The organism is Streptomyces sp. 63XJN7_1_ISO-PGPR-S23-121, from assembly GCF_056173025.1.
In genome coordinates this window covers 7,747,362-7,772,100 of record NZ_CM149653.1, presented here as the reverse complement: position 1 = coordinate 7,772,100, position 24,739 = coordinate 7,747,362, and the positions used below count along the sequence as shown (strand labels likewise).

Genomic DNA, 24,739 nt, shown 5'->3' with positions numbered 1-24,739 from the left:
GCCGGCCTCGCACGCCGGTCCGGTCCGGTCGTCCCCGCTCACCGCTTCCCTACGGCCGCCGCCGACCACCCCAGGGCCAGCCACGCCCCGGCCACCGCGCAGACCCCGCCCCAGCCCCAGTGGCCGAACGCGGGCCCCGCGAGTGCCGAGGCCAGCGCGCCGCCCGCGAAGCCGGCCACGACGTACGCGGTGTTGGCGGTGGCCGGGGCGGACGTGGTGGTCAGGGCGACGGTCTGGTTGGCGACGTGGGAGGCGACCAGGGCGGCGTGCACCAGGACCGCCGCCGCGCACAGGGCCGCCATCACCTGCCCGCCCAGCCAGAACAGCGGCACCGACAGGGCGGCGAGCAGATACGCGGTCCGGACGACCTTGGCGGCGCCGAACCGGTCGACCAGGCCCCCCGCGAGCGGCGCGACGACGCTCGCCGCCAGCCCGAACAGGCCGAACAGGCCGGCCGCGGCCGTGGTGAGACCGTAGCCGCCGTCCTCGGTGAGGAGCAGCGCCAGCGAGGTCCACAGGGCGCTCCAGGCGCCGTACATCCCCGCCTGGCGCACGCACGCCCGCCACAGGTCCGGGGAGCGGCGCACCACGCCGGGCAGCGAGGTGAGCCCCGAGAACAGCGCGCCCTGCCGCCGGCGCCGCTCGGCGGGCAGGACGTGGGCGGTCGCCAGGCCCAGGACGGCGGTCAGCACGGCCGCCCCCACGAACACGGCACGCCAGCCGAAGGCCTGTCCGGCCAGTCCGCCGAGCACCCGGGCCGCCACGATGCCGGTGAACAGGCCCGCGATGACGGCCGCGACGTGACGCGCCCTGCGGTCGGCGGGCGCGCGCTCGGCGACCAGCGGGACCAGTAGCTGCGGGACGACGGTCGCGGCCGAGGCGACGAGGACGGCGGCCGCGAGCGCACCGGTCCCGGACGCCACCGCGCCGGCGACCAGGGAGGCCGCCGCGACCAGCGCGAGGACGGCGACCAGGCGCCGCCGGTTCACGCTGTCCCCGAGCGGGGCGAAGAAGAGCAGGCCCGCCGCGTACCCGAACTGCGCGACCGAGGCGAGCCAGGCCACCGCCGACGGGGTGGAGCCGAAGTCGCGGGCGATGAGGGGGAGCAGCGGCGCCGCGAGGTAGATGTTGGCGGCCGTCACGGCGGTGCAGACGGCGATCAGCGGGAGGAGGAGGCGGGAGGAGGCGGGTGGCGTCTCCCGCGACGCGACGCGGGTCTCCTCCGGCGCGGTCCGGGCGGTGGCTGACGGTGACGACATGAGCGGAGCGACTCCTTCGAGCACTGGCAACTAACTGGTTGGTTGGAAGGAACTCCCGGAGTCTGCTCGGCATTCCCCGATCCTGTCAACCAAACGGTTGGTTACCGCCACCGTCCCGCTACCCTGTCCCCATGGCAGCAAGAGACCCCGAGGCCACCAAGGCACGGATCTTCGAGGCGGCGGTCGCCGAGTTCGCCCGCCACGGCATCGCCGGCGCCCGCATCGACCGCATCGCGGCCGAGGCCAAGGCCAACAAGCAGCTCATCTACGCCTACTACGGCAGCAAGGGCGAGCTGTTCGCGTCCGTCCTCGAGAAGAAGATGCTCGACCTCGCGATCTCCGTCCCGGTCGACCCGGACGACATCGAGGGCTGGATCGACCGCCTGCTGGACTACCACGCCGCCCACCCCGAGCTGCTGCGCCTGCTCTTCTGGGAGGGCATGGAGTACGGCGCCGCCGAACTGCCCCACGAGGCCGAACGCCAGGCCCACTACGCCCGCAAGGTCGCCGCCGTGCGGGACGGCCAGGAGCGCGGCGTGATCACCGACGCCATCCCGGCCCCCGACCTGCTGTTCCTGCTGGTCGCCCTGGCCAACTGGGCGACCGTCGTGCCCCAGATGAAACGCATCCTGGTGGGCGGCGACGGCACGGACGCCGACCGCCTGCGCGCCTCGATCAAGCAGGCGGCGCGCAGGATCGTCTCCGGCTAGCGCGGCGTCAGTTGGTCCCGATCCGCGCGAGCAGCTCGACGATCCGGGACTGCACCTCGCCGCTGGTGGACCGCTCCGCCAGGAACAGCACGGTCTCCCCGGACGCCAGCCGCGGCAGGTCGGCCTGGTCGACGGCGGCGGTGTAGACGACGAGCGGGGTGCGGTTGAGCTGCCCGTTCGCGCGCAGCCAGTCGATGATCCCGGCGAAGCCCTCCTGGCGCCGGTGCACCCGCATCAGGTCCATCACGACCAGGTTCGGCCGGAACTGGCCCGCCAGCGTCACCGCGTCGGCGTCACTCGCCGCCCGCGCCACCTGCATGCCCCGCCGCTCCAGCGTCGAGGTCAGCGCCAGCGCGATCTCCGCGTGCTCCTCGATCAGCAGGACGCGCGGCGGATGCTGCTCGCTGTCCCGGGGCGCGAGCGCCTTGAGCAGCACGGCGGGGTCGGCGCCGTAGGCGGCGTCGCGCGACGCCTGCCCGAGCCCGGCCGTGACCAGCACCGGCACCTCGGCCGCCACCGCCGCCTGCCGCAGCGACTGGAGCGCCGTACGCGTGATCGGCCCGGTCAGCGGGTCCACGAACAGCGCGGCGGGGAACGCCGCGATCTGCGCGTCGACCTCCTCGCGCGAGTGCACGATCACCGGCCGGTAGCCGCGGTCACTGAGCGCCTGCTGGGTGGAGACGTCCGGCGCGGGCCACACCAGCAGCCGGCGCGGGTTGTCCAGCGGCTCCGGGGGGAGTTCGTCGTCCATCGGCTGCGGACGCGGCGGGTCGGCCACCTCCACGGCTCCGCCGGGCCCGTCCAGCGGTTCGGGCCCCTCGGCGGCGTTCCGGTCCGGCGCCCCTATGGCGTACGACCGTCCGGCGCCCTCGGTCGTCGGGGCGCGCCGGGGCTGTCCGCCGGCCGGCGACGGCTGCTCCTGCGTCTGCGTCTGCGTGTGCGGGGAGGGGGCCTTCGGCTGTGCGGGCACGGCCGGCTGGTCCGCCGCCGGATGCGGGCGGGCCGCCTGCTCCGGGCGGGCCGCGGCCGCCGGGTCGGGCGGGGTGCCCAGCTTGCGGCGCCGGCCGGAGCCGCCCGGCTGGTGCGGCGGTGGCGTGGCCGACGTCTGCTGCACCTGGAGCGCCTGCCGGTTGAACGGCACGCCCTGGCCGAGCGTCCGCACGCTGATGGCCCGTCCCTGGGTGGAGTTCGGGTCGGCCGGGGCGGAGGCCTCCGCGGGCAGCGGCTGGGCCACGCGCGGCGCGTTCTCCGGCGGCAGCGGGGTGCCCCGGCTCGGCGTGGAGACCGGGACGGCCGGCGCGAGCACGGGAGCGGGCACGGGGGCGGGCACGGGGGCGGGCGTGTCGGTGGCGCCCGACGGGGCGGGCGAGGGGGGCGTGCCGCCGGGCGGCACGGGGGCAGCCGGCGGCACGGCGACCGCGGGCCACGGCTGCGGGGCGGGGGCAGGGGCGGACGTGGCGGCCTGTGCACCGGCAGGGGGCCCGGCGGCCTCGGCCGCGATGACCTCGTCGCCTTCGGCGGGGGCGGCGGGCTGGGCGGGTCCGGCGGGCTGGGCCGGTGCGGCGGGGGCGGCCGGCTCACGCGTGGCCTCCGGCGCGGGCGCGCCCCGACCGGTGGCGGCACCCTGCGGGGGCACCACGGCACCCTGCCCGGGCACGGGGGCACCCTGCACGGGCGCACCCTGCACCGGACCGCCCTGGACGGGAATGCCTGGCGCCTGCGCCGTCTGTGCCGGCGGTGCGGCGACCGCCCGGCGGCGGCGTCCCGTCGGTGCCTCGGTCGGGTGCGGCTGCGGCGGAGTGTGGTCGTCGGCCTGGTCGTGCGGCACGGCGTCGTGCCGGCCGGCGTCGATCAGCGCGTCGCCGGACACGGCCGGGCCCGGCACCTGGGCGGCCTGCCCGGCGTTCGCGGCGGCCGCGGGGCCGGTCGCCTCCGGCGCGTCGTCGGACGGCCGGTCGGCCTCGGCGGGCGGCAGGGCGAACACCTGGCGCGGCGCCGCCTCCTGCGCGGCGGCACGCTCGTTCGCGGAGGCCAGCGCGCGCCGCCGGCGTCCGGTCGGCCGCGACGCGTCGTCCGGATCCGGCTCGCCGGCCTGCGCGGGCAGCGCGGGGGGCAGCGCGTGTTGCTCGTCCCCGGCCCGCCGGGCACGCCGTCCGGCGGGCGCGGGCAGGGCCTGCGGACCGCCGGGCACGCCCTGCGGGGACGCGGGCACGCCCTGCGGCGGTACGGTCCCGCCCAGACCGGTGTTGGAGGCCGCGGCGCCCGCGGCATGCTCGGCGGCCATGACGACGGCACCCTCGGACACACCGGCGGACGCCTCGGGCCCGGGGCCGTCCCCGTCGGCGCCCCCGCCCTCCGCGGGCCGTCCCCGCCTTCGTCCGGTACCGCCGGAACCGTCGGCCGGGGCCGCCTGGGCCGGAAGCGCGACGGGAGCCGGCGCCGGTTCCCCGGCCGCCCGCCGCCTGCGCCGCCCGGTGGGCGTGCCGTTCTCCGCCTCGGGGCCGGCGGCGCCGTCGGCACCCTCGGCTGACGGGCCCTCGACCTCGCTCTCCAGGAAGGCGTCGACGGAAGCCCGACGGGCCCGTCGCCGCCCGCCGGCGGCGGGACCCTCCTGAGTGGCCGGCGTGTCCGGTGCCACGTCCGCGGTGGCCGGCGCCTCGGCGGCCGGGGCGACCGCGACGGCACCCGCCCCGCCCCCGATCGGCACCTCCAGGACGTAGGCGCTGCCGCTCATGCCCGGCACCTCGTGCGTCTGCAGCACACCGCCGTGCGCCCGGACGATCCCGCGCACGATCGGCTCGTGCACCGGGTCTCCCCCGGCGTACGGCCCGCGCACCTCGATCCGCACGACCTCGCCGCGCTGCGCCGCCGCCACGACGACGGTGTTGTCCAGGTAACCGCCCGCCGACACCGGCGTGTTGCCGGTCGCGTCGACGCCCGCGACGTCCGCGACGAGATGCGCCAGCGCGGTCGCCAGCAACCGGGGGTCGACCTCGGCCTCGATGGGCGGCGCGTGCACGGCGAACTGCACCCGTCCCGGACCGATCAGCTCGACGGCCCCGTCGACACCGGAGGCGACGACGGCGTCCAGCATCACCTTCGTACGGGAGACGCTCTCGTTCCCGACGTCGAGGCGCTGGTACCCGAGGACGTTGTCGATGAGGGTCGTGATCCGCGTGTAGCCGGCCGACAGGTGGTGGAGCACCTGGTTCGCCTCGGGCCACAGTTGGCCCGCGTCGTCGGCGGCGAGCGCGGCCAGCTCCTGGCGCAGCTCCTCCAGCGGCCCCCGCAGGGAGGTCCCGAGGAGGGTGAGCAGCTGTTCGTGCCGGGCGGCGAGCGCCTCGTACCGGTCCTTCTCCCGCTCGCCGAGCGCGGCGTAGCGGTCCTCGTTCGCGGCGAGTTCCTCCGCGTGCTTCTCGCGCAGTTCCTCCAGCTCGGTCACGTGCTGCTGACGCAGCGCGGTCAGCTCGGAACCGTGCTCCTCGGAGAGCCGCTCCAGCTCCTCGGCGTGCCGCTGCTCCGCCTCCTCGTGCTCCTTGACGAGGGCGTCGTACGGCCGCCGGTCGGTGAAGGTCATCACGGCGCCGACGAGCTGGTCGCCGTCGCGCACGGGCGCGGTCGTCAGGTCGACCGGCAGCTTGTCGCCGCTCTTGGAGTACAGCGCCTGCCCGCGCACCCGGTGCTTGCGCCCGGAGCGCAGGGTGTCGGCGAGCGGGGACTCGTCGTACGGGAAGGGGGAGCCGTCGGCACGCGAGTGCAGGACGAGGGTGTGCAGCTCACGGCCGCCGAGGTCGCTGGCCCGGTAGCCCAGGATCTGGGCGGCGGCCGGATTGACGAGGACGATGCGCCCGTCGGTGTCCGTGCCGACGACGCCCTCGGAGGCGGCCCGCAGGATCATCTCGGTCTGCCGCTGCGAACGCGCCAGCTCGGCCTCGGTGTCGACGGTGCCGGTGAGGTCGCGGACGACGAGCATCAGCAGCTCGTCGCCGGTGTAGCCGTAGCCGTCGTAGGCCTGCTGCCCGTTCTCGAGGTTGGCGCTGGCGACCTCGACGGGGAACTCGGTGCCGTCCGTGCGCCGGGCGACCATCCGCGTCGGCTTGGTGCGCGCGCGCGGGTCGATGTGGTCCGGCCGCCGCATGGACCCGGGGATCAGCCGCGAGTCGAACTGCGGCAGCAGGTCCAGCAGCCCGCGCCCGACCAGGGCGGTGCCCGGCGCCTCGAAGGCCTCCAGCGCGATGGTGTTCGCGTTGACGACGGTGCCGTTGGCGTTGACCAGGACCAACGCGTCGGGCAGGGCGTCCAGTATGGCTGCGAGGCGAGCAGCGCCTCGGGATGGCCTGCTGCTCACGAGACGCTTCCCTCCTGTTACCGCACTTGCCGACCGCCTGGGCCATCTTGCCAATCGGCCCGCAGCGTGTCACGCGAGGGAGTCTATGCGCTGGGCCCGGTCGGCGGGTCGGGATGGCAGGGAGGTCGCACGAGGAAGTGAAGTAGAACGTGTGACCGGGTACCGCCCCGGGCCCGGCTACGCCCCCGCGGGCGCCCGCAGATCGGGCAGCAGGGGCACCATGCGGTCCCAGCGGGAGACCTGGCAGCCGTTGCCGCGGTCGTAGCGCGCGTCGACGGGGCGCCCGGCCCAGGTGCCGGTGACGTGCGCGGTGGCCGGTCCGCCGTACTGCAGGGTGCAGACGCTGCCCTCCGGGACCGCCGCGAAGGTGTCCCGTCCCCAGCGCGTGTCCCGGTCGAGCACGGCGCAGGCGCCGGCCGGGTCGGGGTGGCTGCCGCCGCCGGGGTGGCAGTACAGCTCGTACGTCCCGTCCGCGCCCGCCCCGGCGTCCCGGACGGTGACCGTCAGGTGGTCGCCGGCCCGGTCCTCGTCGCGGACCGGCGGTGGCATCAGCGTGCCGGTGCCGGTGCCGGCGGACGCGGCCGCGGGTGCGGCGGCCAGGGAGACGAAGGCGGCGACGGACACGGCGGCCGCGCCGAGGAGGCGGGCGGCGAGGGGTCGGGTGATCAGCAGCATGACCTGACTAACGCCCCGTCCGGCCGGACGTTGCGCGACCACGCCCAAGGGCTTTGCCCTGCGGCCCGCCTGCCTAGTACCGTGGACGTCGATTGGTGACAGCGCGCTCATCTGTGTCATCATCGGCACGCACCACCCGCGCTCGCACGCGAGAGGTGATGTTGTCTGGAGGCGTCGCCTAGTCCGGTCTATGGCGCCGCACTGCTAATGCGGTTTGGGTCTTAAAGCCCATCGAGGGTTCAAATCCCTCCGCCTCCGCAGTTGACCGACGAAGCCCCGGCCCTGACGGCCGGGGCTTCGTCGTCGTCCGGGTCCGGTCGGCGCTCCGTCGTGCCTGTGGTGGCGTTTCCGCAGGTCACAAGGGGTGTGGCAATCGGATTTCACATGACGGCGGCAGTCATGTAATGTTCTTCCTGTCGCCGCGAGCGGGGCCGAAAGGACCGGGAGCGGCGGGAAAACAGAAAAATACAAGCACTCGTAGCTTAACGGATAGAGCATCTGACTACGGATCAGAAGGTTGCAGGTTCGAATCCTGCCGAGTGCACACAGGACGAAGGCCCCGGAGCGATCCGGGGCCTTCGTCGTTTTCACTTCGGGCAGCGGCGCTGCCGGGTCCGGGCCCCGCGGAGAATTCCCCGGGGCCCGGACCTTCGTGGCTCGGTGAGCGAGTGATCAGACGTCGTCCGCGGCCCTGCGGCGGCGTACGGCGAAGACCGCGCCGGCGCCGAGGGCGGCGGTGAGGGCGCTCGTGAGGGCGAGCGTCGTCGTGGAGGAAGCTCCGGTCTCGGCGAGGCTGCCGCTCGTGCTCGTGCTCGTGCTCGTGTCCGTGGCCACCGACTGCGTGGACGTGCCACCCTGCGCCGAGGTGCCGGTGCCGGTGCCGGTGCCCGTGCCGGGCTTCGCGGTGTCCGTGCCGGGCTTCGCGGTGTCCGGACGCTCGTCGTCGTTCTCGTCGGGCCGGCCGGGTTCGGCCTCGTCGACCGGGCCGGGTTCGCTGCCCGCGGGCAGGACCTCGAAGTCGTAGCGCTTCATCGGGCCCAGGACGCAGGGGTTGTACGCGTCGGAGGCGTCGCCCGCGAACAGGGCGAAGGCGTCGGCGGTCCGGGCCTCGGCGCCGACCTTCATCCGCAGCTTCACGTCGTTCCGCCCGCCCGGCTTCATGACGTCGATGTGCGCGATGTGGACGGACCCGCCGGCGGGAAGGGGCTGCCAGCCCGAGCCGTTGGACCACTCCACCTCCAAGGCGCCCTTCGCGTCGGCCCGTTCGCCCTCCAAGTGGAAGAAGACCAGGGGGTCGACCGTCAGCGTGCGCGCGGTGCCGTTGGTCACGCGGAGGGTGAAGTCGACGGTGGTCCCGGCGACGACCTCGGACGGCAGTCCCACCGCGAGCGAGGTCAGCCCGTTCTCGCGGACGCACTTCTTGGCGGCGGCGAGCGCGGCCTCGGCGGCGTTCTTGGCCTCGAGGGCCTTGTCGAGGGTGTCCTTGAGGGCGCCGTACTCGCGGACGGCCGCCACCCTGGCGTCGTCCAGCGCGGTCTGGGCCGCCTCGGCCGTCGCGTCGGCCTTCCGCTTGGCCTCGACGGCCTTCGACAGGTCGGCCTCGGCGGTTTCGAGGGCTTGCCGCGCCTCGGCCTTCTCGGTGTCGTTCTCGGCCGCTTCGCTTGCGGCCTCGGCGTCCGCGACGGCCTGCTCGGCGGCGGTTCTGGCGTCCGCCGCGTCCTTGGCCGCCTTTTTCGCGGTAATCGCGGCCGCCTTGAGCGGGTGAGTGTCGGAATCCAGGGAGTCCAGGGTGGCCTCGAGCTTCTTCCGTCCCTCCTCCCTGGCGGTGACGGCCTCTTCGTACGCCTTCTGCGTGTCGGTGGCGGCCTTCACCAACTCCGCGTACGTCGGCTGGTTCTGCGTCTGCGCCGTGGGCGTCCCGGCGGCGAGTGCCGGGGTGGCGGCGAGGAGCGCGACGGGCGTGACCACCGCGACGGCGGCGGCCACGACGAGGGAACGGCGAAGCTTCACTGAGGACCTTTCCTGCGGACCTGGCGGGAGAAAGGGGGAATGGCCACCGCGCATCGCGCAGGATGGCCGGAATTCCGACGAGTTTATAGGCCACGTAAAATGGGGGCTTATTTTTTCCGGATTACCCTTTCCCTCCGCCTTCCCTTCCGGAGGATTCCGCCGGGATAAAGTGGACGGACGGGGACGGTTGTTCCAGACGTTCGTTTATTTCTGTGATGCATGTCATCCCGGCGGCGTTGTCAGTGGTGGCTCGTACGCTCGGGGCGATGGCACAGGCATGGAAGTGCGCGGGGCTGCGGTGGGTGGAGGGCAGTCCTGTGCTGACGTGGCTCGGTGGCCGGCGCAGCGCGCTGACCAGGGGAAAACGGGTGGCCTTCGACGTCGCGGCAGGGGGTGTGCGGACGTGTGTCGGGGCGCGGGGGCATGCCTGTCCGGCCGGGGAGGCCGTGCCGGGGCGGAGCACGGGGGCGCGGTGCGAGGAGTGCGCGCGGTTGGACCGGGCGCACTCGGTGGCCGCCGACACGATCGCCGACGACCCCCGGCCGTACCGGGTGTACCTGGCGTGGTTCGGGCCCGGACTCGTCAAGGTGGGGATCACCGGGGCCGAAAGGGGGTCGGCGCGGCTGCTGGAACAGGGGGCGGTGTGCTTCAGCTGGCTGGGGACCGGGCCGCTGATGGCCGCGCGGCGGACCGAGGAACTGCTGCGGGCCGCGCTGCGGGTGCCCGACCGGATCCCGTACGCCCGGAAGCGTGCGGTGCGTTCCGTGCTGCCCGGGACGGAGGGGGAACGGGCGGCCGAGATCGCCGAGCTGCACGGGCGGGCGGTGGCCCTCGTGGGCTGGCCGGAGTCGCTGGCGCCGGAGCCGTTCCGGGCCGTGGACCACGTGCGGGCGTTCGGACTCGAGGAGGGGGGCCGGGGGCCCGGAGCCGTGGGGGAGGTGACCGGGCTGGTGGCGGGAGCCGCGGTGGGGGGTGAGCTGGTGGCGGTCGCCGGGCCGGACCTCCACCTTGCGACGGAGCGGGGGGTCGTCGTGCTCGACACGCGGCTGATGCCGGGGTGGGAGCTGGTGGCCGCCGAGGGGGACCGGTGCACCGTCCCCGTGCGGGACTTCACCGCGGCCGCCGGGGTCCAGGACGGCCTGTTCTGAGCCGGCGTTCCCTTCGGCCGGGAGGTGGACCCGGCCCCGCCTCCGGGGAGATCGTGGTCGGCATGAGTGATCAGCGCATATCGGGGGCCGGTCCGGAGGAGCTCCGGCAGGTCCGTGGCTTCTGGGAAGGTCTCGGGCTGCCCGGCCTCGTCGACGTGCACACGCACTTCATGCCCGAGCGGGTGCTGCGCAAGGTCTGGAGGTACTTCGACGCGCTCGGCCCGCTGACCGGCGGGGTGGAGTGGCCGATCACCTACCGGAGGGAGGGGGAGGAACGGACGGCGCTGCTGCGGGAGTTCGGCGTGCGCGCCTTCACCGCCATGCTGTACCCGCACAAGCCCGGCATGGCGCAGTGGCTGAACGACTGGGCGGTGGACTTCGCCCGCCGGACCCCCGACTGCCTGCACACCTCCACCCTCTTCCCGGAGCCCGGCGCCGAGGCGTACGTCGGCCGGGCCGTCGAGGCGGGGGCCCGGGTCTTCAAGGCGCATGTGCAGGTGGGCGCGTACGACCCGGCCGACGAGCTGCTCGACGGGGCCTGGGGGCTGCTCGCCGAAGCGGGGGTCCCGGTGGTGATCCACTGCGGTTCCGGGCCCGCGCCGGGCAAGCACACCGGGCCCGGGCCGATCGCGCGGGTGCTGGCGAGGCACCCCCGGCTGCGGCTGGTCGTCGCGCACCTCGGGATGCCGGAGTACGAGGACTTCCTGGACCTCGCCGAACGGTACGGCGAGGTGCGGCTGGACACCACCATGGCGTTCACCGACTTCAGCGAGCGGCTCGCCCCCTTCCCCCGGCGGGCCCTGCCCCGGCTGGCCGCCCTCGGCGACCGCGTCCTGCTCGGGTCGGACTTCCCCAACATCCCGTATCCCTACCTGCACCAGCTGCACGCGCTGGAGCGGCTGGGGCTGGGCGACGCGTGGCTGCGGGCGGTGTGCCACGACAACGGGGCGCGGCTGTTCGGGCTGCCCGAAGGCTGACCCGGGCCGGAAGAGCCCGGCCGGGGCCGGTCCCGGGACGTGTCCAGGAGGTTCCTGAGGGGCCCCTGTGGGTTTCTCAGGGAAATCACAGCTCGGGAAAAGGGTGCTCTCAGAGCGCCCCGACATCGTGTCCGGTATGACCACGACCTCGCCCCAGGGGCGCGCCGAACTGCTGAGGCCGGACGGGAGCCCCGTCCGGGTGCTTGTGGTGGACGACGAGCTGTCCATCACCGAACTGCTGTCCATGGCCCTGCGCTACGAGGGCTGGCAGGTCCGCAGTGCGGGCGACGGGCACGGTGCCGTCCAGGCCGCGCGCGAGTTCCGGCCCGACACCGTCGTGCTGGACATGATGCTGCCGGACATGGACGGGCTCAGCGTGCTGGGGCGGCTGCGCCGCGACCTGCCCGACGTGCCGGTGCTGTTCCTGACCGCGAAGGACGCGGTCGAGGACCGCATCGCCGGACTGACCGCGGGCGGGGACGACTACGTCACCAAGCCGTTCAGCCTCGAGGAGGTCGTCGCCCGGCTGCGCGGCCTGATCCGCCGCTCCGGCGCCGCCGACCGGCGTTCCGACTCCGTCCTGGTCGTGGGCGACCTCAGTCTCGACGAGGACAGCCACGAGGTCACCCGCGGCGGCGACGGCATCCACCTCACCGCCACCGAGTTCGAGCTGCTGCGCTTCCTGATGCGCAACCCGCGGCGCGTGCTCAGCAAGGCGCAGATCCTGGACCGCGTGTGGTCCTACGACTTCGGCGGCCAGGCCAACGTCGTCGAGCTGTACATCTCCTACCTGCGCCGGAAGATCGACGCCGGACGCGAGCCGATGATCCACACCCGGCGCGGCGCCGGCTACCTGATCAAGCCCGCGGTGTCATGAGCCGACGGCGACGACCGCGGCCGCGGACCCTGCGGACGCGGCTCGTCGTCGCGTCCGTGGCGCTGATCGCGGTGGTCTGCGCGGTGATCGGCACGGTGACGACGGTGGCGCTGCGGTCGCATCTGTACGAGCAGCTGGACGGGCAGGTGCGCGAGGTCGCGGCCCGGGTGTCCGGCTTCGGGCCGCCCGGCGACCTCAAGGCCGGCGGCGTGGGCCCGCCTCGCATGGACCTCGACGAGTTCGTCACGCACGGGGGCCCGCAACCGCGCGGCACGATCGTCGCCGAGGTCCGCGACGGTGCCGTCGTCGACGCCAAGTACGGCGAGAAGGACGACGAGAGCACCGACTTCAGCAGGACGAAGGCGGTCTCCGTCGAGGCGGCGGGACGTGCCGCGCTGGCCTCCGTGCCCCGGGACGGCGAGGCGCACGGCGTCGAGATCCCCGGTCTGGGCGACTACCGCGTGGAGTACCACGACGGCTACTACGCCGCCCTCCCCACCTCCGACGTCACCGGCACCATCAACACCCTGATCCTCGTCGAGGCCAGCGTCACCGCCGCGGGTCTCGTCGCCGCGTCCCTCGCGGGCACCGTCATCGTCGGCGTCGCCACCCGCCCCCTGCGCAAGGTCGCGGCCACCGCCACCCGCGTCTCCGAACTGCCGCTGCACGCGGGCGAGGTGAACCTCGACGAACGCGTCCCGGAGTCCGAGTGCGACCCGCACACCGAGGTCGGCCGGGTCGGCGCCGCGCTGAACCGCATGCTGAACCATGTGCACGGAGCCCTGCACGCACGGCAGGAGAGCGAGACGCGGGTACGGCGGTTCGTCGCGGACGCCAGCCACGAGCTGCGCACGCCGCTCGCCTCCATCCGCGGGTACGCCGAACTCACCCGCCGGGGGCGGGAGCAGGTCGGTCCCGACACCCGGCACGCGCTGGGCCGCATCGAGTCCGAGGCGGGCCGCATGACCCTGCTGGTCGAGGATCTGCTGCTGCTCGCCCGCCTGGACGCCGGGCGGCCCCTGCGGTTCGAGCGGACCGACCTCGTCCCGCTCGTCGTGGACACCGTCAGCGACGCCCGGGCGGCCGGCCTCGGCCACGTCTGGCGGCTCGACCTGCCCGACGAGCCGGCGCGGGTGTCGGCGGACGCCGCCCGGCTCCAGCAGGTGCTGGTCAACCTGTTGGCCAACGCCCGCAACCACACCCCGCCCGGCACGACCGTCACCGCGCGCGTGCGGCACAGCGGGTCCTGGCTGTGCGTGGACGTGGAGGACGACGGGCCCGGCATCCCGCCCGCGCTGCTGCCGCACGTCTTCGAACGCTTCGCGCGCGGCGACTCGGCACGATCCCGGGCGACCGGCTCGACGGGCCTGGGACTCGCCATCGTGCAGGCCGTGACGGCCGCGCACGGCGGCGGGGTGACCGTCGACAGCGTGCCGGGGCGGACGGTCTTCACCGTGCACCTGCCCGCGGTCCCGGCCCTGCCCGCGGTGCCGGCGCACGGGAGCGCGGGGCCGCACTCACAGGCACGGCACAGCCTCACCACACGGACGCGACAGGGGGATTGAGAAGAGTCGGTGCCATGCGAACCGACTCTTCTCCCGGCTCCCTGCCGGCGCGGGAGCACCTCCCGGCCGCAGGAGCCGGTACGCCTGTCCTGGACGTGGTGATCCCCGTCTACAACGAGGAGAAGGACCTGCGGCCGTGCGTCCTGAGACTGCACGAGCACCTCACCCGCACCTTCCCGTACGCGTTCCGCATCACGGTCGCGGACAACGCCTCCACGGACGCCACCCCGCACGTGGCGGCCCGGCTGGCGGCGGAGCTCTCCGAGGTCAGGTCCGCCCGGCTGGAGCAGAAGGGGCGGGGCCGGGCCCTCACGACGGTCTGGTCGGCCTCCGACGCCCCGGTCCTCGCCTACATGGACGTCGACCTGTCCACCGACCTCAACGCGCTGCTTCCGCTGGTGGCCCCGCTGATCTCCGGTCACTCGGACCTGGCGATCGGCTCCCGGCTCGCCCGCAGCTCACGGGTCGTGCGCGGCGCCAAGCGGGAGTTCATCTCCCGGACCTACAACCTCATCCTGCGCGGCTCCCTCCAGGCCCGCTTCTCCGACGCCCAGTGCGGCTTCAAGGCGATCCGCCGGGACGTGGCCCAGGTGCTGCTGCCGCTGGTGGAGGACACCGGCTGGTTCTTCGACACCGAGCTGCTGGTGCTCGCCGAGCGGGCCGGGCTGCGGATCCACGAGGTGCCGGTCGACTGGATCGACGACCCGGACTCCACCGTGCACATCGTGCGGACGGCGACCGACGACCTCAGGGGCGTGTGGCGGGTCGGCAGGGCCCTGGCCACGGGTTCGCTGCCGCTTGACCGGCTGGCCCGGCCGTTCGGCGACGACCCGCGCGACCGGGACATCAAGGACGTACCGCAGGGGCTCGCCCGCCAGCTCGTCGGTTTCTGCGTCGTCGGCGCCCTGTCCACCCTCTTCTACCTGCTGCTCTACAGCGGCTTCCGCGTCTTCGCCGGCTCGCAGCTCGCCAACGCGCTCGCCCTGCTGGTCTCCGCGGTCGCCAACACCGCCGCCAACCGGCGACTGACCTTCGGGGTGCGCGGCCGGGGCGGTGCGGTGCGCCACCAGGCGCGGGGACTGGTCGTCTTCGGCATCGGTCTGGCCCTGACCAGCGGTTCGCTCGCCGCGCTGAGCGCCGCGACGGCCGACCCGGCCCACTCCACCGAGCTGGCGGTGCTGATCGCCGCCAACCTCGCCGCCACCGTGCTCCGCTTCCTGCTCTTCCGGGCCTGGGTGTTCCCGGACACGCCGCCCGCCCCGGCCCCCCGGGGGACGCGGCAGGCTCCGCGGCCGTACGGGACGACCCCGTACGCCACGCCCCCCTGCCCGACGACCTCGTTCCGCGCCGGTGACGTCGCGGAGCACACCCGGGGCGACGCCACCGTGCGACTGGCGCCGGTACGCCCCGCCGACACCGACCCGAGGGACGGACGATGACGACGCACTACGACCGGACGACGTACGAGGGGGATGCGCGTCCCGCCGACAGCGGCGCGACGCCCCCGGCACAGCCTCCCCGGCCACCCGCACAGGCCCTGCCGCGCAGACTGTGGCGGGGCCGCCCCGAGGACCCGAGCTGGGCGCGCCCGGCCTTCCTCGGCCTGCTGCTGGCCACCGCGCTGCTCTACCTCTGGAACCTGAGCGCGTCCGGCTACGCCAACTCCTTCTACTCGGCGGCCGTGCAGGCGGGCAGCCAGTCCTGGAAGGCGTTCTTCTTCGGCTCGCTCGACGCCGGCAACGCCATCACCGTCGACAAGCCCCCGGCCGCGCTGTGGCCGATGGCGCTGTCGGTGCGGATCTTCGGGCTCGGCTCCTGGGCGATCCTCGTCCCCGAGGTGCTGATGGGCGTCGCGACGGTCGCCGTCGTGTACGCGGCCGTGCGCCGCCGCTTCGGCCCGGCCGCCGGACTGATCGCCGGCGCGGTGCTGGCGCTCACGCCCGTCGCCGCGCTGATGTTCCGGTTCAACAACCCGGACGCGCTGCTGGCGCTGCTGATGTCCGTCGCCTGCTACCTCGTGGTGCGCGCGCTGGAGGACGGCCGGACCAAGTGGCTGGTGTGGGCGGGCGCGGCGATCGGCCTCGCGTTCCTGGCGAAGACCCTCCAGGCCTTCCTGATCCTGCCCGCGCTCGCCCTGGTCTACGGCGTCTGCGCCCCGGTCCGGCTGCGGAGGCGGCTGGGCCAGCTGGCGCTGGCGACCGCAGCGATCGTCGTCTCCGGCGGCTGGTGGGTCGCGGTCGTCGAGCTGTGGCCCGCTTCGTCGCGGCCGTACATCGGCGGCTCGCAGAACAACAGCTTCCTGGAGCTGACCTTCGGCTACAACGGCCTCGGCCGCCTCAACGGCGAGGAGACCGGCAGCGTCGGCGGCGGGGGCGGCCCCGGCGGCGGGGCCGGCGGGCAGTGGGGCGCGACCGGCTGGGACCGGATGTTCGACTCCGAGATCGGCGGCCAGATCTCCTGGCTGCTGCCGGCCGCGCTGATCCTGCTCGTTGCGGGCCTGATCGTGACGCGCGGGCGCGGGCGCACCGACGCGACCCGGGCGTCGTTCCTGGTCTGGGGCGGCTCGCTGCTGACGACGGCGGCGGTCTTCAGCTACATGGCGGGCATCTTCCACCAGTACTACACGGTGGCCCTCGCCCCGTACCTGGCGGCCGTGGTCGGCATGGGCGCGGCGGCCCTGTGGGAGCGGCGCGAGCGGATCCTGGCGTCCCTGGCGCTCGCCGCGGCGGTCACGGCGACGGCCGCCTGGGGATACGTGCTGCTGCACCGCACGCCGGACTACCTGCCGTGGCTGAGGTGGCTGGTCCTCGTCGGAGGCCTGGCCGCCGCGCTCGGGCTCGTCTTCGCCGGACGGCTGGGGCGGCGGACCGCGCTCGCGGTGGCGGGGCTGGGCGTCGTGGCGGCGCTGGCCGGGCCGACCGCGTACACCCTCAGCACCGTGCGGGAGGGGCACAGCGGCTCCATCGTCACGGCCGGCCCGGCCGGCGCGAGCATGATGGGCGGCCCGGGCGGCGGCGGCCGGGGCGGCGGTCCCGGCGGCGGCTTCCCGGGCGGCGGCAACGTGCCGGGGCAGGGTCAGCAGGGGCAGGGCCAGGGGCAGGGCGGTCCGGGCAACGGCACCGGCGGCTTCCCGGGCGGTGCGCCGGGCCAGAACCAGCCGGGCGGCGGCTTCCCCGGCGGCGGCCGGAACGGCGGGACGGCCCCGAACGGTCAGGGCGCCACCGGCGAGGGCGGCCGCACGGACGGCGGCATGGGCGGCCTGCTGAACGGCGCCCAGGTCGACGCCGAGGCCAGGAAACTGCTGGAGACCGACGCCGACCGGTACACCTGGGTCGCGGCGGCGATCGGCTCGCAGAACGCCGCGAGCTACCAGCTCGGCACCGGCGACCCGGTGATGGCGATCGGCGGCTTCAACGGCACGGACCCGTCCCCCACGCCGGCCCAGTTCAAGAAGTACGTGGAGGACGGCAGGATCCACTACTTCGTCTCCGGTGGCGGCACGGGCGGCGGCATGGGCGGTGACTCCGGCAGCTCGTCGCAGATCACCTCCTGGGTCGAGGCCAACTTCAAGGAGGTCACCGCGGGGTCGGCCACGTTCTACGACCTCACGCAGCCGGCCGTCGGAAACTGACCGGCCGGCCCGGGACGACGCCAGGGGCTCCCGCACGGTGCGGTGCGCCGTGCGGGAGCCCCGGTGCGCCGCGCTGCCGCCCCTCGCTCCCTCCAGGGGGCGTCTAGCATGACCGGCGACGGGGAGACCGAGGCAGGTGCGCATGGCGAAGGCAGACCGGCAGGGGCCGAGGGCCAGTGTCTGGCTCGGCGGCGGGACTCGCCGCGGCGGGCGGGGCGGCGGGCAGCCGTCCGGACTCGACCGGGAGCGGATCACCGAGGTCACCGTCCGGCTGCTGGACGCCGAGGGCCTGCCCGGATTCTCCATGCGCCGCCTGGCCGCGGAGCTGAACGTGACGGCGATGTCCGTCTACTGGTACGTCGACACCAAGGACGAACTGCTCGAACTCGCCCTGGACGCGGTCTTCGGCGAGCTGCGGATGCCCGGCCCCGAGTCCGACGGGGACTGGCGCGACCAGCTGCGCACGCTGGCCGGGGAGAACCGCGCGCTGCTGGTGCGCCACCCCTGGCTGTCCCAGCTGATCGGGACCTACCTCAACATCGGCCCCAACGCGCGGGCCTTCTCGCGGTCGGTGCAGCGCGTCATCCGCCGCACCGGCCTGCCCGCGCACCGGGTGACCGGCGCGATCTCGGCCGTCTTCCAGTTCGTCTACGGCTACGGCACGATCGAGGGCCACTTCCTCGGCCGCGCGGCGGACACCGGCCTGAGCCCGGACGAGTACTACCAGCACTCCCTGAGCGCGGTGACCGGGTCGCCGGAGACCGCGGGCGTCGTCGAGGAGTCACGGGACATCGTGGCGGCCCGCGGCGGCGACACCGTGGCGGAGATGCTGGAGCGGGACTTCGACTTCGCCCTGGAACTGCTCGTCGCGGGCATCGAGGCGATGGTGGCGCGCGCCTGACGGCCGCTCAGTCGTCCTCGGACAGCCGGGCCGGGAAGCCGCCCGTCGCCACCGGCCCCCACGTCACGGGCGTCACCCGGATGATCGACTTGCCCTGCTCGACCATGGCCCGCCGGTACTCGTCCCAGTCGGGGTGCTCGCCGGCGATGTTGCGGTAGTACTCCACGAGCGGCTCCACGGAGTCGGGCGCGTCGATGACCTCCGCCGTGCCGTCGACCTGGACCCAGGGGCCGTTCCAGTCGTCGCTGAGCACGACGAGACTGACCCGCTCGTCCCGCCGGGCGTTGCGCGTCTTGGCCCGCTCCGGGTACGTCGAGACCACGATCCGGCCGGAGTCGTCGACCCCGCAGGTCAGCGGTGACCCCTGCGGGCTGCCGTCGGACCGCCGGGTCAGCAGGATCGCGCGGTGCCGCGGGCGTACGAAGTCCAGCAACTCGTCGAGGGTCACGCGGGTGCTGGTCGCGATGTTCGGTGCCATGCCGCCAGCCTAGGCCGGAGACCCGCCGCCGGACCGCAACGCCTCCTCGAGGTTGTCGTGGACCGGCACGTCACGGCGCAGGCCGGTCAGCTCCAGGACCAGGCTCGGCACGCTCGCCGGTGCCGCCACCACCCGCAGCAGGGCCCGGCCGCGCAGCCGGTCGCGCACCTCGTCGAGGAGGCAGGCCCCCTGCGAGTCCATGAAGTGGGTCGAGGTCAGGTCGAGGACGAGGAGACGCAGGGCGCCGGAGTGATGGTCCACCGCCGTCATGATCATGGGCAGCAGCCCCGCGGCGTTGCAGAAGTCGATCTCGGGGGGCAGTGACAGTACGGCGCAGCCAGGCGGCTCGCCCGGCTCGCAGGGGCGGGGAGGGAAGGTCACGTCACTCACCTGACAGACGTCCGTCCGGCTTTCCGGCGAGGCCGCTTCCTGACCCGGGCCCTCATTCCACCACGCGGGAGCGGGCCGTGAAAGGTGCCCACCCGCTCCGTCGGCCGGGCGTCACCGCCCCGCAACCGAACGGCTAAAGTGCTGTTCGTCCTGTGCTCGCAGTCGGGAATGTGCTGCGGAGCTCTCCTGCGCACGGCCGTACGGCCGTGCATGCCGAAGAGGTTCGTGTGACTGCGTCCGAATTTACCGATTTGCCGCGTTTTCCGGCGGGCTTCGAGCTGGCCGAGGCGCTGACCACGGCGGCCCGGCGGCTCCACGGGACGGGCACCGCGGACGACACACTGCGCACCGCCGTCGAGCTGGCCGTGCACCTCATGCCCGGCGCCGAGCACGCGGGCATCTCGGAGATCGAGCGCGGCGGCAGGGGCCGCGCCCTCGCCTGGACCGACGAGGCCGTGCGCTCCGCCGAGTCCCGGCAGCCCGGCCGTGAGCCGCACCCGGACTGGCAGCGGCTGTGGACCGCGCCCGTGGTGCGGATAGACGACACCGAGACCGACGGCGGCGGCAACGCCCTGTCCGGCCTCGGCCTCCGCTCGGCGCTGTCCCTCCGGCTGCGCGCCGACCGGCGTCGCCTGACCGTGCTGACGGCCTACGCGCGCAAGCCGCGCGCCTTCGACGAGGACGCCACCCGCGTCGGCCGCCTGTTCACCGCCCACGTCAGCCTCGCCCTGGACTCGGCGACCGTCCGCCAGCAGCTCACCGAGGCGATGCGCACCCGGGACCTGATCGGCCAGGCCACCGGCATCCTCATGGAGCGCATGACCATCGACGCGGCCGGCGCCTTCGACTCCCTGGTCAAGGCCTCGCAGCGGGAGAACGTCAAACTGCGCGACCTGGCCCGCCGCATCGTCGACGCGAACAACCCGTCCGGGTGACGAGGCGTCTTCGGGCGCCGACGGGATATCCGTAGGGGCATGACCGCTCAGAGCTCCGAAAGCCCCGAGACGCTGGACGGGGCACTGGCACGCAGCCAGGGACTCGACACCCTGCTGCGCGATCTGACCGACCGCGCGGTGCGTGCGGTGCCCGGCGCCGTCGCCTGCTCGGTCACGGTCCGCCGCGCCGACCGGCTGATGACCCTGGCCGGCAGCACCGGCCTCCCCAGCGGCCTGGACCTGCGCCAGTACGAGAACGGCGAGGGCCCCTGCGTGGACGCCGCCGCATCCGGCAGCCCCCGGTACTGCCCCGACCTGGCCGAGGAGACCCGCTGGCCCGCGTACACGGAGTACGCGCTGGCCATCGGGGTGCGCTGCGTGCTGGCGCTGCCGCTGGCCGTCGAGGGCGAGACGGGCGCCGCCCTCAACTTCTACGGCCGCGAACCCGGTTCGCTGGGCGAGGGACGCGAAGCGGCCCGCACCTTCGCGGTGCGGGCCGCGGACGCGGTGAACGAGGCGCTGGGCATCGAGCGGCAGCGGTCCTCGGCGGCCGACGTGCGGACCGCCCTGCTCTCCCGCAGCGTCATCGACCAGGCGGTCGGCATCCTCATGGCCCGGGAGCGGATCGACGCCCAGCGGGCCATGGAACGGCTGCGCCGGGCCTCGCAGCACACGAACGTCAAGCTCCGGGACCTGTGCGACGAGCTGGTGGCCCGGACGTCCGGCGGCGCCTCACACGGCCGGCAGTGACTCCCCCTGGACCGCCTGGATGTCCAGCTCGACCCTGAGCGTCGTGCCGATGGCGGCGATGCCCGCCTGGAGGACCTGGTTGTAGTTCATGGCGAAGTCCTCGCGCCGCAGTTCCGTGGTCGCGCGGAACGCCGCCCGGGTGCCGCCCCACGGGTCGGCGCCGGTGCCGAGGTAGGCCAGGTCCAGGTCGACCGGGCGGACGACGCCGTGCAGGCCCAGCTCGCCGTGGACGGTCCAGCGGTCGGTGCCGGCCTGGGTCACCCCGGTGGACCGGAAGGTGATCTCCGGGTGCCGCTCGACGTCCAGGAAGTCCGCGGAGCGCAGGTGGGTGTCGCGCATGCCGTTGCCGGTGTCGATGGAGGACGCCTTGATCACCGCCTCCACCCGGGACTTGGTGACGTCGTCCGGCGCGATCTCGACGGTGCCGGCGAAGTCGGTGAAGCGGCCGTGCACGCTGGAGATGCCCAGGTGCTGGGCCACCGCGGCCACGCTGGAGTGCGCCGGGTCGATGGTCCACGGCCCGGGCGGCGGCAGCTCGGTGCCGCCCTGGCGGGCCAGCGTCACGGTGCCGACCTCGGCCCGGCCGCTCGCGGTGACGATGGCGCTGGAGGCGGCGGGCGCGTACCCGACGGCCGTGACGATGACGGTGTACGCCCCCGGCGCGAGCTGTGCGGTGTCCCGGACGGCGCCCTCGGCGTCCGCCTCGGCGCGCAGCACCTGCGTGCCGGTCATGTCGGTCACCGTGACGACCGCGTGCGACACGGCCCATCCGTCCCGCGTGCGGATCCTCGCGGTCAGTCCCATCCCGTTGTCCCCTGTTCTCCCCGGAAAGCGGGCCCATAGGTCTGCACAGGCCCGGAAAGCCTTGTATATCGGTCGCAAAGAGACCGGCCCGTGGCGGCGGCGCGCCTCCGCTCGGAGCGCGCGGGCCGCCACGGGCCGGGGTGTCGCTACTCGCCGGGGTGGGCGAGTTCGATGTCGTGGTCGTCGACGCCCTGGCCGGCGACCGTGAGGGCCGTCGCCACCGGGGGGTAGCCGGTCGCGATGACGGTGTACTCACCGGCGTCCAGGTCGGTGAAGGCGTACGCCCCGTCCGAGCCGGTGGTGGCCGTGCCGACCACGTTGCCGGCCGCGTCGACCAGGGTCACGCGGGCGTCGGCCAGCGGACCGTGCGGGGCCCGCACGACGCCCTGGACCTCGGCGCCGGCCTGCAGGTCGACCTCGACGCGGGTGACACCCGTGCCGCCCACCTCGACGGGCAGGGCGCGCGGCCGGTACCCGGCGGCGTTCACCGCGACGGTCACCGTGCCCGGCACCAGCTCGGCGAAGGAGAAGTCGCCCTGCTCCCCGGTGGCGGCGGAGGCCAGCAGGTCCCCGCGCACGTCGGTCACGATCACCATCGCGTCCTTGACCGGCTGCCCGCCCTCCAGGGACCGGACCAGGCCGGTGAGCCCGCTGGTGCCGCTGAGCAGGATGTCGTAGGCGACCGGTTCGTCGTTGACGACGACCGTGGACGCCTGCGGCTGGAAGCCGTCGGCGGAGGCGATCAGGACGTACGACCCGGCGCTCGGCGCGTCGATCGCGTAGGAGCCGTCGGCCTGGGCGACCGAGCGTCCCAGCTGCCGGCCCGCCAGCGAGATCAGCGTGACGGCGGCCTGCCCGACCGGCGCGGACTCGGCGCCGCGCACGAAGCCGCGGACCGGGATGCCGCCGGAGACGGGGGCCTCCGAGCCGGTCGCCGTGGCGACGGCGGCGAGCCGCTGGGTGGCCTCGGGCCGGGCGGCGGTGCCGGCGGCCGGCGCGGTGGCGGCCACGGCCGCCGGGACGGGCTCGTCGGCGACCCGGGCGGCCTCGGCCGGGACCGGGGCCGCCGGGGAGGCGGTCGTGGCGGCGGACTCGGCCGCCTGGGCCAGGGCGCCGGTGGTGCGCAGCGGCACCTCCTTGATGAACAGCGTCACGATGAAGGCCAGGGCGGCGATCGGCGCGACGTACAGGAAGATGTCCGCGATGCCGTGCCCGTAGGCGCTCTCCAGCCAGGTGCGGATGGGCAGAGGCAGCAGGTCCATGTCGGGGATCTGGCCGGAGCTCATGGCCTTGCCGGCCGCCATCCGCTCCTCGGGCTTGAGCTGCCCGATGGAGTCGGTGGCGTAGTGGCTGATCCGGCTCGACATGATCGAGCCGAGCACGGAGACGCCGGCCGCACCGCCGAGGGACCGGAAGAAGGTCACCGTGGAGGATGCGGCACCCAGGTCGCTCGGGGCCACCTGGTTCTGCGTGCACAGCACGAGGTTCTGCATCATCATGCCGACGCCGAGACCCATCAGCGCCATGAAGATGCCGATGTGCCAGTACGGGGTGTCGTAGCGCATGCCGCTCAGCAGGCCCAGGCCCGCCGTCAGCAGCACGCCGCCGGCCAGCAGCCAGCCCTTCCACTTGCCGGTCTTGGTGATGACCTGACCGGAGACCGTGGAGGAGATGAACAGGCCGCTGATCATCGGGATGGTCATGACGCCCGACATCGTCGGGGACTTGTCCCGGGCCAGCTGGAAGTACTGGCTGAAGTAGACGGTGCCCGCGAACATCGCGATACCGACGAACAGCGAGGCCAGCGAGGCCAGGGCGATGGTGCGGTTGCGGAACAGGCGCAGCGGGATGATCGGCTCGCTGGCCCTGGACTCGACGAACAGGAAGATCAGCGTCAGGACGACGGCGCCGCCGACCATCACGCCGGTCTGCCAGGACATCCAGGAGTACTTGTCGTCGGCGAAGGTGACCCAGACGAGCAGCAGGCAGACGGCCGCGGTGACGAAGAAGGCACCGGCCCAGTCGACCTTGACCTTGCGCTGGTTCACCGGCAGGTGCAGCGTCTTCTGCAGCACGATCAGCGCGATGATCGCGAAGGGCACGCCGACGTAGAGGCACCAGCGCCAGCCGAGCCAGCTGGTGTCGGTGATGACGCCGCCGAGCAGCGGGCCGCCGACGGTGGCGACGGCGAAGGTCGCGCCGAGGTAGCCGGAGTACCGGCCGCGCTCACGCGGGGAGATCATCGCGGCCATGATGATCTGCGCCAGGGCGGACAGACCGCCACCGCCGAGACCCTGGATGGCGCGGGCGGTGATGAGCATCCCCGGGTTCTGCGCCAGACCGGCCACGACGGAACCTATGACGAAGACGACGAGGGCCGTCTGGACCAGAGCCTTCTTGCTGATCTGGTCGGCGAGCTTGCCCCACAGCGGGGTGGAGGCGGTCATCGTCAGCAGCGAGGCGGTGACGACCCAGGTGTAGGCGCTCTGGCCGCCACCGAGATCGCCCACGATCTCGGGCAGGGCGTTGGTGACGATGGTCGAGGACAGGATGGCGCAGAACATGCCGAGCAACAGCCCGGACAGCGCCTCCATGATCTGCCGGTGAGACATCGGAGCGTCTCCGGCGGAGCCTCCCCCGTGCTTGGCATGAGCCCGCACACCGGCTGGTGTGGTCGTTGCCATGGACTTCCTTTGCTTACGTGGTGACTGCGGGTGTACGGGTGGTCTGATCGACCGCGGGTGGTACGGCGGGCCGGCCCACGGAGGACCGGCAGTCGTCGAAGCTCGCCCGGAGCCTGGTCATGAGCCGGGTGAGCTGGCCGACCTCCTCGTCGGTCCAGTCGCTCAGGCGGTGGGCCAGCAGCTGGGTCGTCCGTTCGGACAGATCGTCCAGCTGGGCCTGGCCCTCGGGCGTCAGACGCAGGATGCGCGAGCGCTTGTCCGCCGGGTCCGGGGAGCGTTCGATCCAGCCCCGCTCGGCGATGTGGGCGACATGGCGGCTGGTCACCGACATGTCCACGGCGAGCAGCTCCGCGAGCTTGCTCATGCGCATGTCCCCATGGCGGCCCAGCAGCGTCAGTACGGCGGCCGATCCGCCGGGACAGTCGGCCGGCAGGATGCGGCCGAGTTCCCGTTTGACGGCGCCGAAGGCGCTGAACTGGCGGATCAGCTCCTCGTACTGCGCCTTCTCGGCCATGCGCACCTCCCGCATTCGTTGCTTAGGGCAACCATAGGAGCGGTTGGTTGCTACAGGCAAATAAAAACGGGGGTCCCGGAATA

General features: G+C 74.0%; 19 protein-coding genes and 2 tRNA genes. 12 read left to right on the top strand and 9 right to left on the bottom strand.

The features are described from left to right. Positions 1-38: 38 nt before the first annotated feature. A complete protein-coding gene (locus AC0VYN_RS34795; RefSeq protein WP_475534169.1) occupies positions 39-1,259 on the bottom strand; it encodes an MFS transporter in 1,221 nt (406 codons plus the stop codon). A gap of 131 nt (positions 1,260-1,390) precedes the next feature. On the opposite strand from AC0VYN_RS34795, the gene AC0VYN_RS34790 reads away from it, so the two are divergent. Next, on the top strand, positions 1,391-1,969 hold the full coding sequence (locus tag AC0VYN_RS34790) for a TetR/AcrR family transcriptional regulator (protein WP_386919781.1): 579 nt from the start codon (positions 1,391-1,393) through the stop codon (positions 1,967-1,969). A 7-nt stretch (positions 1,970-1,976) separates the two neighbouring features. Here the strand turns inward: AC0VYN_RS34790 and AC0VYN_RS34785 are convergent, their stop codons facing one another. Further along, entirely contained in the window at positions 1,977-6,317 is a 4,341-nt protein-coding gene (locus AC0VYN_RS34785; RefSeq protein ID WP_475534168.1) for a hybrid sensor histidine kinase/response regulator, read from the bottom strand. A gap of 177 nt (positions 6,318-6,494) precedes the next feature. Beyond that, entirely contained in the window at positions 6,495-6,992 is a 498-nt protein-coding gene (locus AC0VYN_RS34780) for an SSI family serine proteinase inhibitor (RefSeq protein ID WP_475534167.1), read from the bottom strand. A gap of 167 nt (positions 6,993-7,159) precedes the next feature. Here AC0VYN_RS34780 and AC0VYN_RS34775 point away from each other — a divergent pair. Both AC0VYN_RS34775 and AC0VYN_RS34770 read left to right on the top strand, forming a co-directional pair. Further along, positions 7,160-7,250 (top strand) — tRNA-Ser (locus AC0VYN_RS34775). A gap of 213 nt (positions 7,251-7,463) precedes the next feature. After that, a tRNA-Arg gene (locus tag AC0VYN_RS34770) sits at positions 7,464-7,536 on the top strand. A 128-nt stretch (positions 7,537-7,664) separates the two neighbouring features. Here AC0VYN_RS34770 and AC0VYN_RS34765 read toward each other — a convergent pair. Then, on the bottom strand, positions 7,665-9,002 hold the full coding sequence (locus tag AC0VYN_RS34765; protein WP_475534166.1) for an LPXTG cell wall anchor domain-containing protein: 1,338 nt from the start codon (positions 9,000-9,002) through the stop codon (positions 7,665-7,667). Between the two features lie 266 nt (positions 9,003-9,268). Here AC0VYN_RS34765 and AC0VYN_RS34760 point away from each other — a divergent pair, with 266 nt between their 5' ends. The 7 genes from AC0VYN_RS34760 (at position 9,269) to AC0VYN_RS34730 (ending at position 18,101) form a co-directional block, all read left to right on the top strand. Further along, a complete protein-coding gene (locus tag AC0VYN_RS34760) occupies positions 9,269-10,150 on the top strand; it encodes a DUF2797 domain-containing protein (protein WP_475534165.1) in 882 nt (293 codons plus the stop codon). A 62-nt stretch (positions 10,151-10,212) separates the two neighbouring features. After that, complete coding sequence (locus tag AC0VYN_RS34755) at positions 10,213-11,127, top strand: amidohydrolase family protein (protein ID WP_475534164.1); 915 nt, start codon at positions 10,213-10,215, stop codon at positions 11,125-11,127. Between the two features lie 136 nt (positions 11,128-11,263). Then, on the top strand, positions 11,264-12,004 hold the full coding sequence (locus tag AC0VYN_RS34750; protein ID WP_475534163.1) for a response regulator transcription factor: 741 nt from the start codon (positions 11,264-11,266) through the stop codon (positions 12,002-12,004). Further along, positions 12,001-13,569: a sensor histidine kinase gene (locus AC0VYN_RS34745; RefSeq protein ID WP_475534162.1), complete on the top strand. Its 1,569-nt coding sequence runs from the start codon at positions 12,001-12,003 to the stop codon at positions 13,567-13,569. The genes AC0VYN_RS34750 and AC0VYN_RS34745 overlap by 4 nt, the downstream gene beginning before the upstream one ends. A gap of 14 nt (positions 13,570-13,583) precedes the next feature. Continuing rightward, entirely contained in the window at positions 13,584-15,008 is a 1,425-nt protein-coding gene (locus AC0VYN_RS34740; RefSeq protein ID WP_475534161.1) for a bifunctional glycosyltransferase family 2/GtrA family protein, read from the top strand. Beyond that, positions 15,005-17,200 (top strand): glycosyltransferase family 39 protein, encoded by a 2,196-nt coding sequence (locus AC0VYN_RS34735; protein ID WP_475534160.1) that lies wholly within the window; start codon positions 15,005-15,007, stop codon positions 17,198-17,200. The genes AC0VYN_RS34740 and AC0VYN_RS34735 overlap by 4 nt, the downstream gene beginning before the upstream one ends. A 142-nt stretch (positions 17,201-17,342) precedes the next feature. Then, positions 17,343-18,101, top strand: coding sequence for a TetR/AcrR family transcriptional regulator (locus AC0VYN_RS34730; protein ID WP_475534159.1), 759 nt, complete (start codon positions 17,343-17,345; stop codon positions 18,099-18,101). Positions 18,102-18,108: 7 nt separating this feature from the next. On the opposite strand, the gene AC0VYN_RS34725 is transcribed toward AC0VYN_RS34730, so the two are convergent. Both AC0VYN_RS34725 and AC0VYN_RS34720 read right to left on the bottom strand, forming a co-directional pair. Continuing rightward, positions 18,109-18,579 carry a PPOX class F420-dependent oxidoreductase gene (locus tag AC0VYN_RS34725; protein ID WP_475534158.1) on the bottom strand — a complete coding sequence of 157 codons (471 nt, stop codon included), beginning with the start codon at positions 18,577-18,579 and terminating at the stop codon, positions 18,109-18,111. A gap of 9 nt (positions 18,580-18,588) precedes the next feature. Continuing rightward, complete coding sequence (locus AC0VYN_RS34720) at positions 18,589-18,960, bottom strand: STAS domain-containing protein (protein ID WP_475534157.1); 372 nt, start codon at positions 18,958-18,960, stop codon at positions 18,589-18,591. Positions 18,961-19,220: 260 nt separating this feature from the next. Here AC0VYN_RS34720 and AC0VYN_RS34715 point away from each other — a divergent pair, with 260 nt between their 5' ends. Continuing rightward, positions 19,221-19,904 carry an ANTAR domain-containing protein gene (locus AC0VYN_RS34715; protein ID WP_475534156.1) on the top strand — a complete coding sequence of 228 codons (684 nt, stop codon included), beginning with the start codon at positions 19,221-19,223 and terminating at the stop codon, positions 19,902-19,904. Positions 19,905-19,943: 39 nt separating this feature from the next. Beyond that, positions 19,944-20,654, top strand: a complete 711-nt coding sequence (locus AC0VYN_RS34710) for a GAF and ANTAR domain-containing protein (protein ID WP_475534155.1) — start codon at positions 19,944-19,946, stop codon at positions 20,652-20,654. Here the strand turns inward: AC0VYN_RS34710 and AC0VYN_RS34705 are convergent. The 3 genes from AC0VYN_RS34705 to AC0VYN_RS34695 form a co-directional block, all read right to left on the bottom strand. After that, positions 20,637-21,458, bottom strand: coding sequence for a YceI family protein (locus AC0VYN_RS34705; protein ID WP_475534154.1), 822 nt, complete (start codon positions 21,456-21,458; stop codon positions 20,637-20,639). The two genes, AC0VYN_RS34710 and AC0VYN_RS34705, sit on opposite strands and share 18 nt — an antisense overlap. 146 nt (positions 21,459-21,604) lie before the next feature. Further along, entirely contained in the window at positions 21,605-24,070 is a 2,466-nt protein-coding gene (locus AC0VYN_RS34700; RefSeq protein ID WP_475534153.1) for an MFS transporter, read from the bottom strand. Between the two features lie 85 nt (positions 24,071-24,155). Continuing rightward, positions 24,156-24,656 (bottom strand): MarR family winged helix-turn-helix transcriptional regulator, encoded by a 501-nt coding sequence (locus tag AC0VYN_RS34695; protein WP_475534152.1) that lies wholly within the window; start codon positions 24,654-24,656, stop codon positions 24,156-24,158. Positions 24,657-24,739 lie beyond the last annotated feature (83 nt).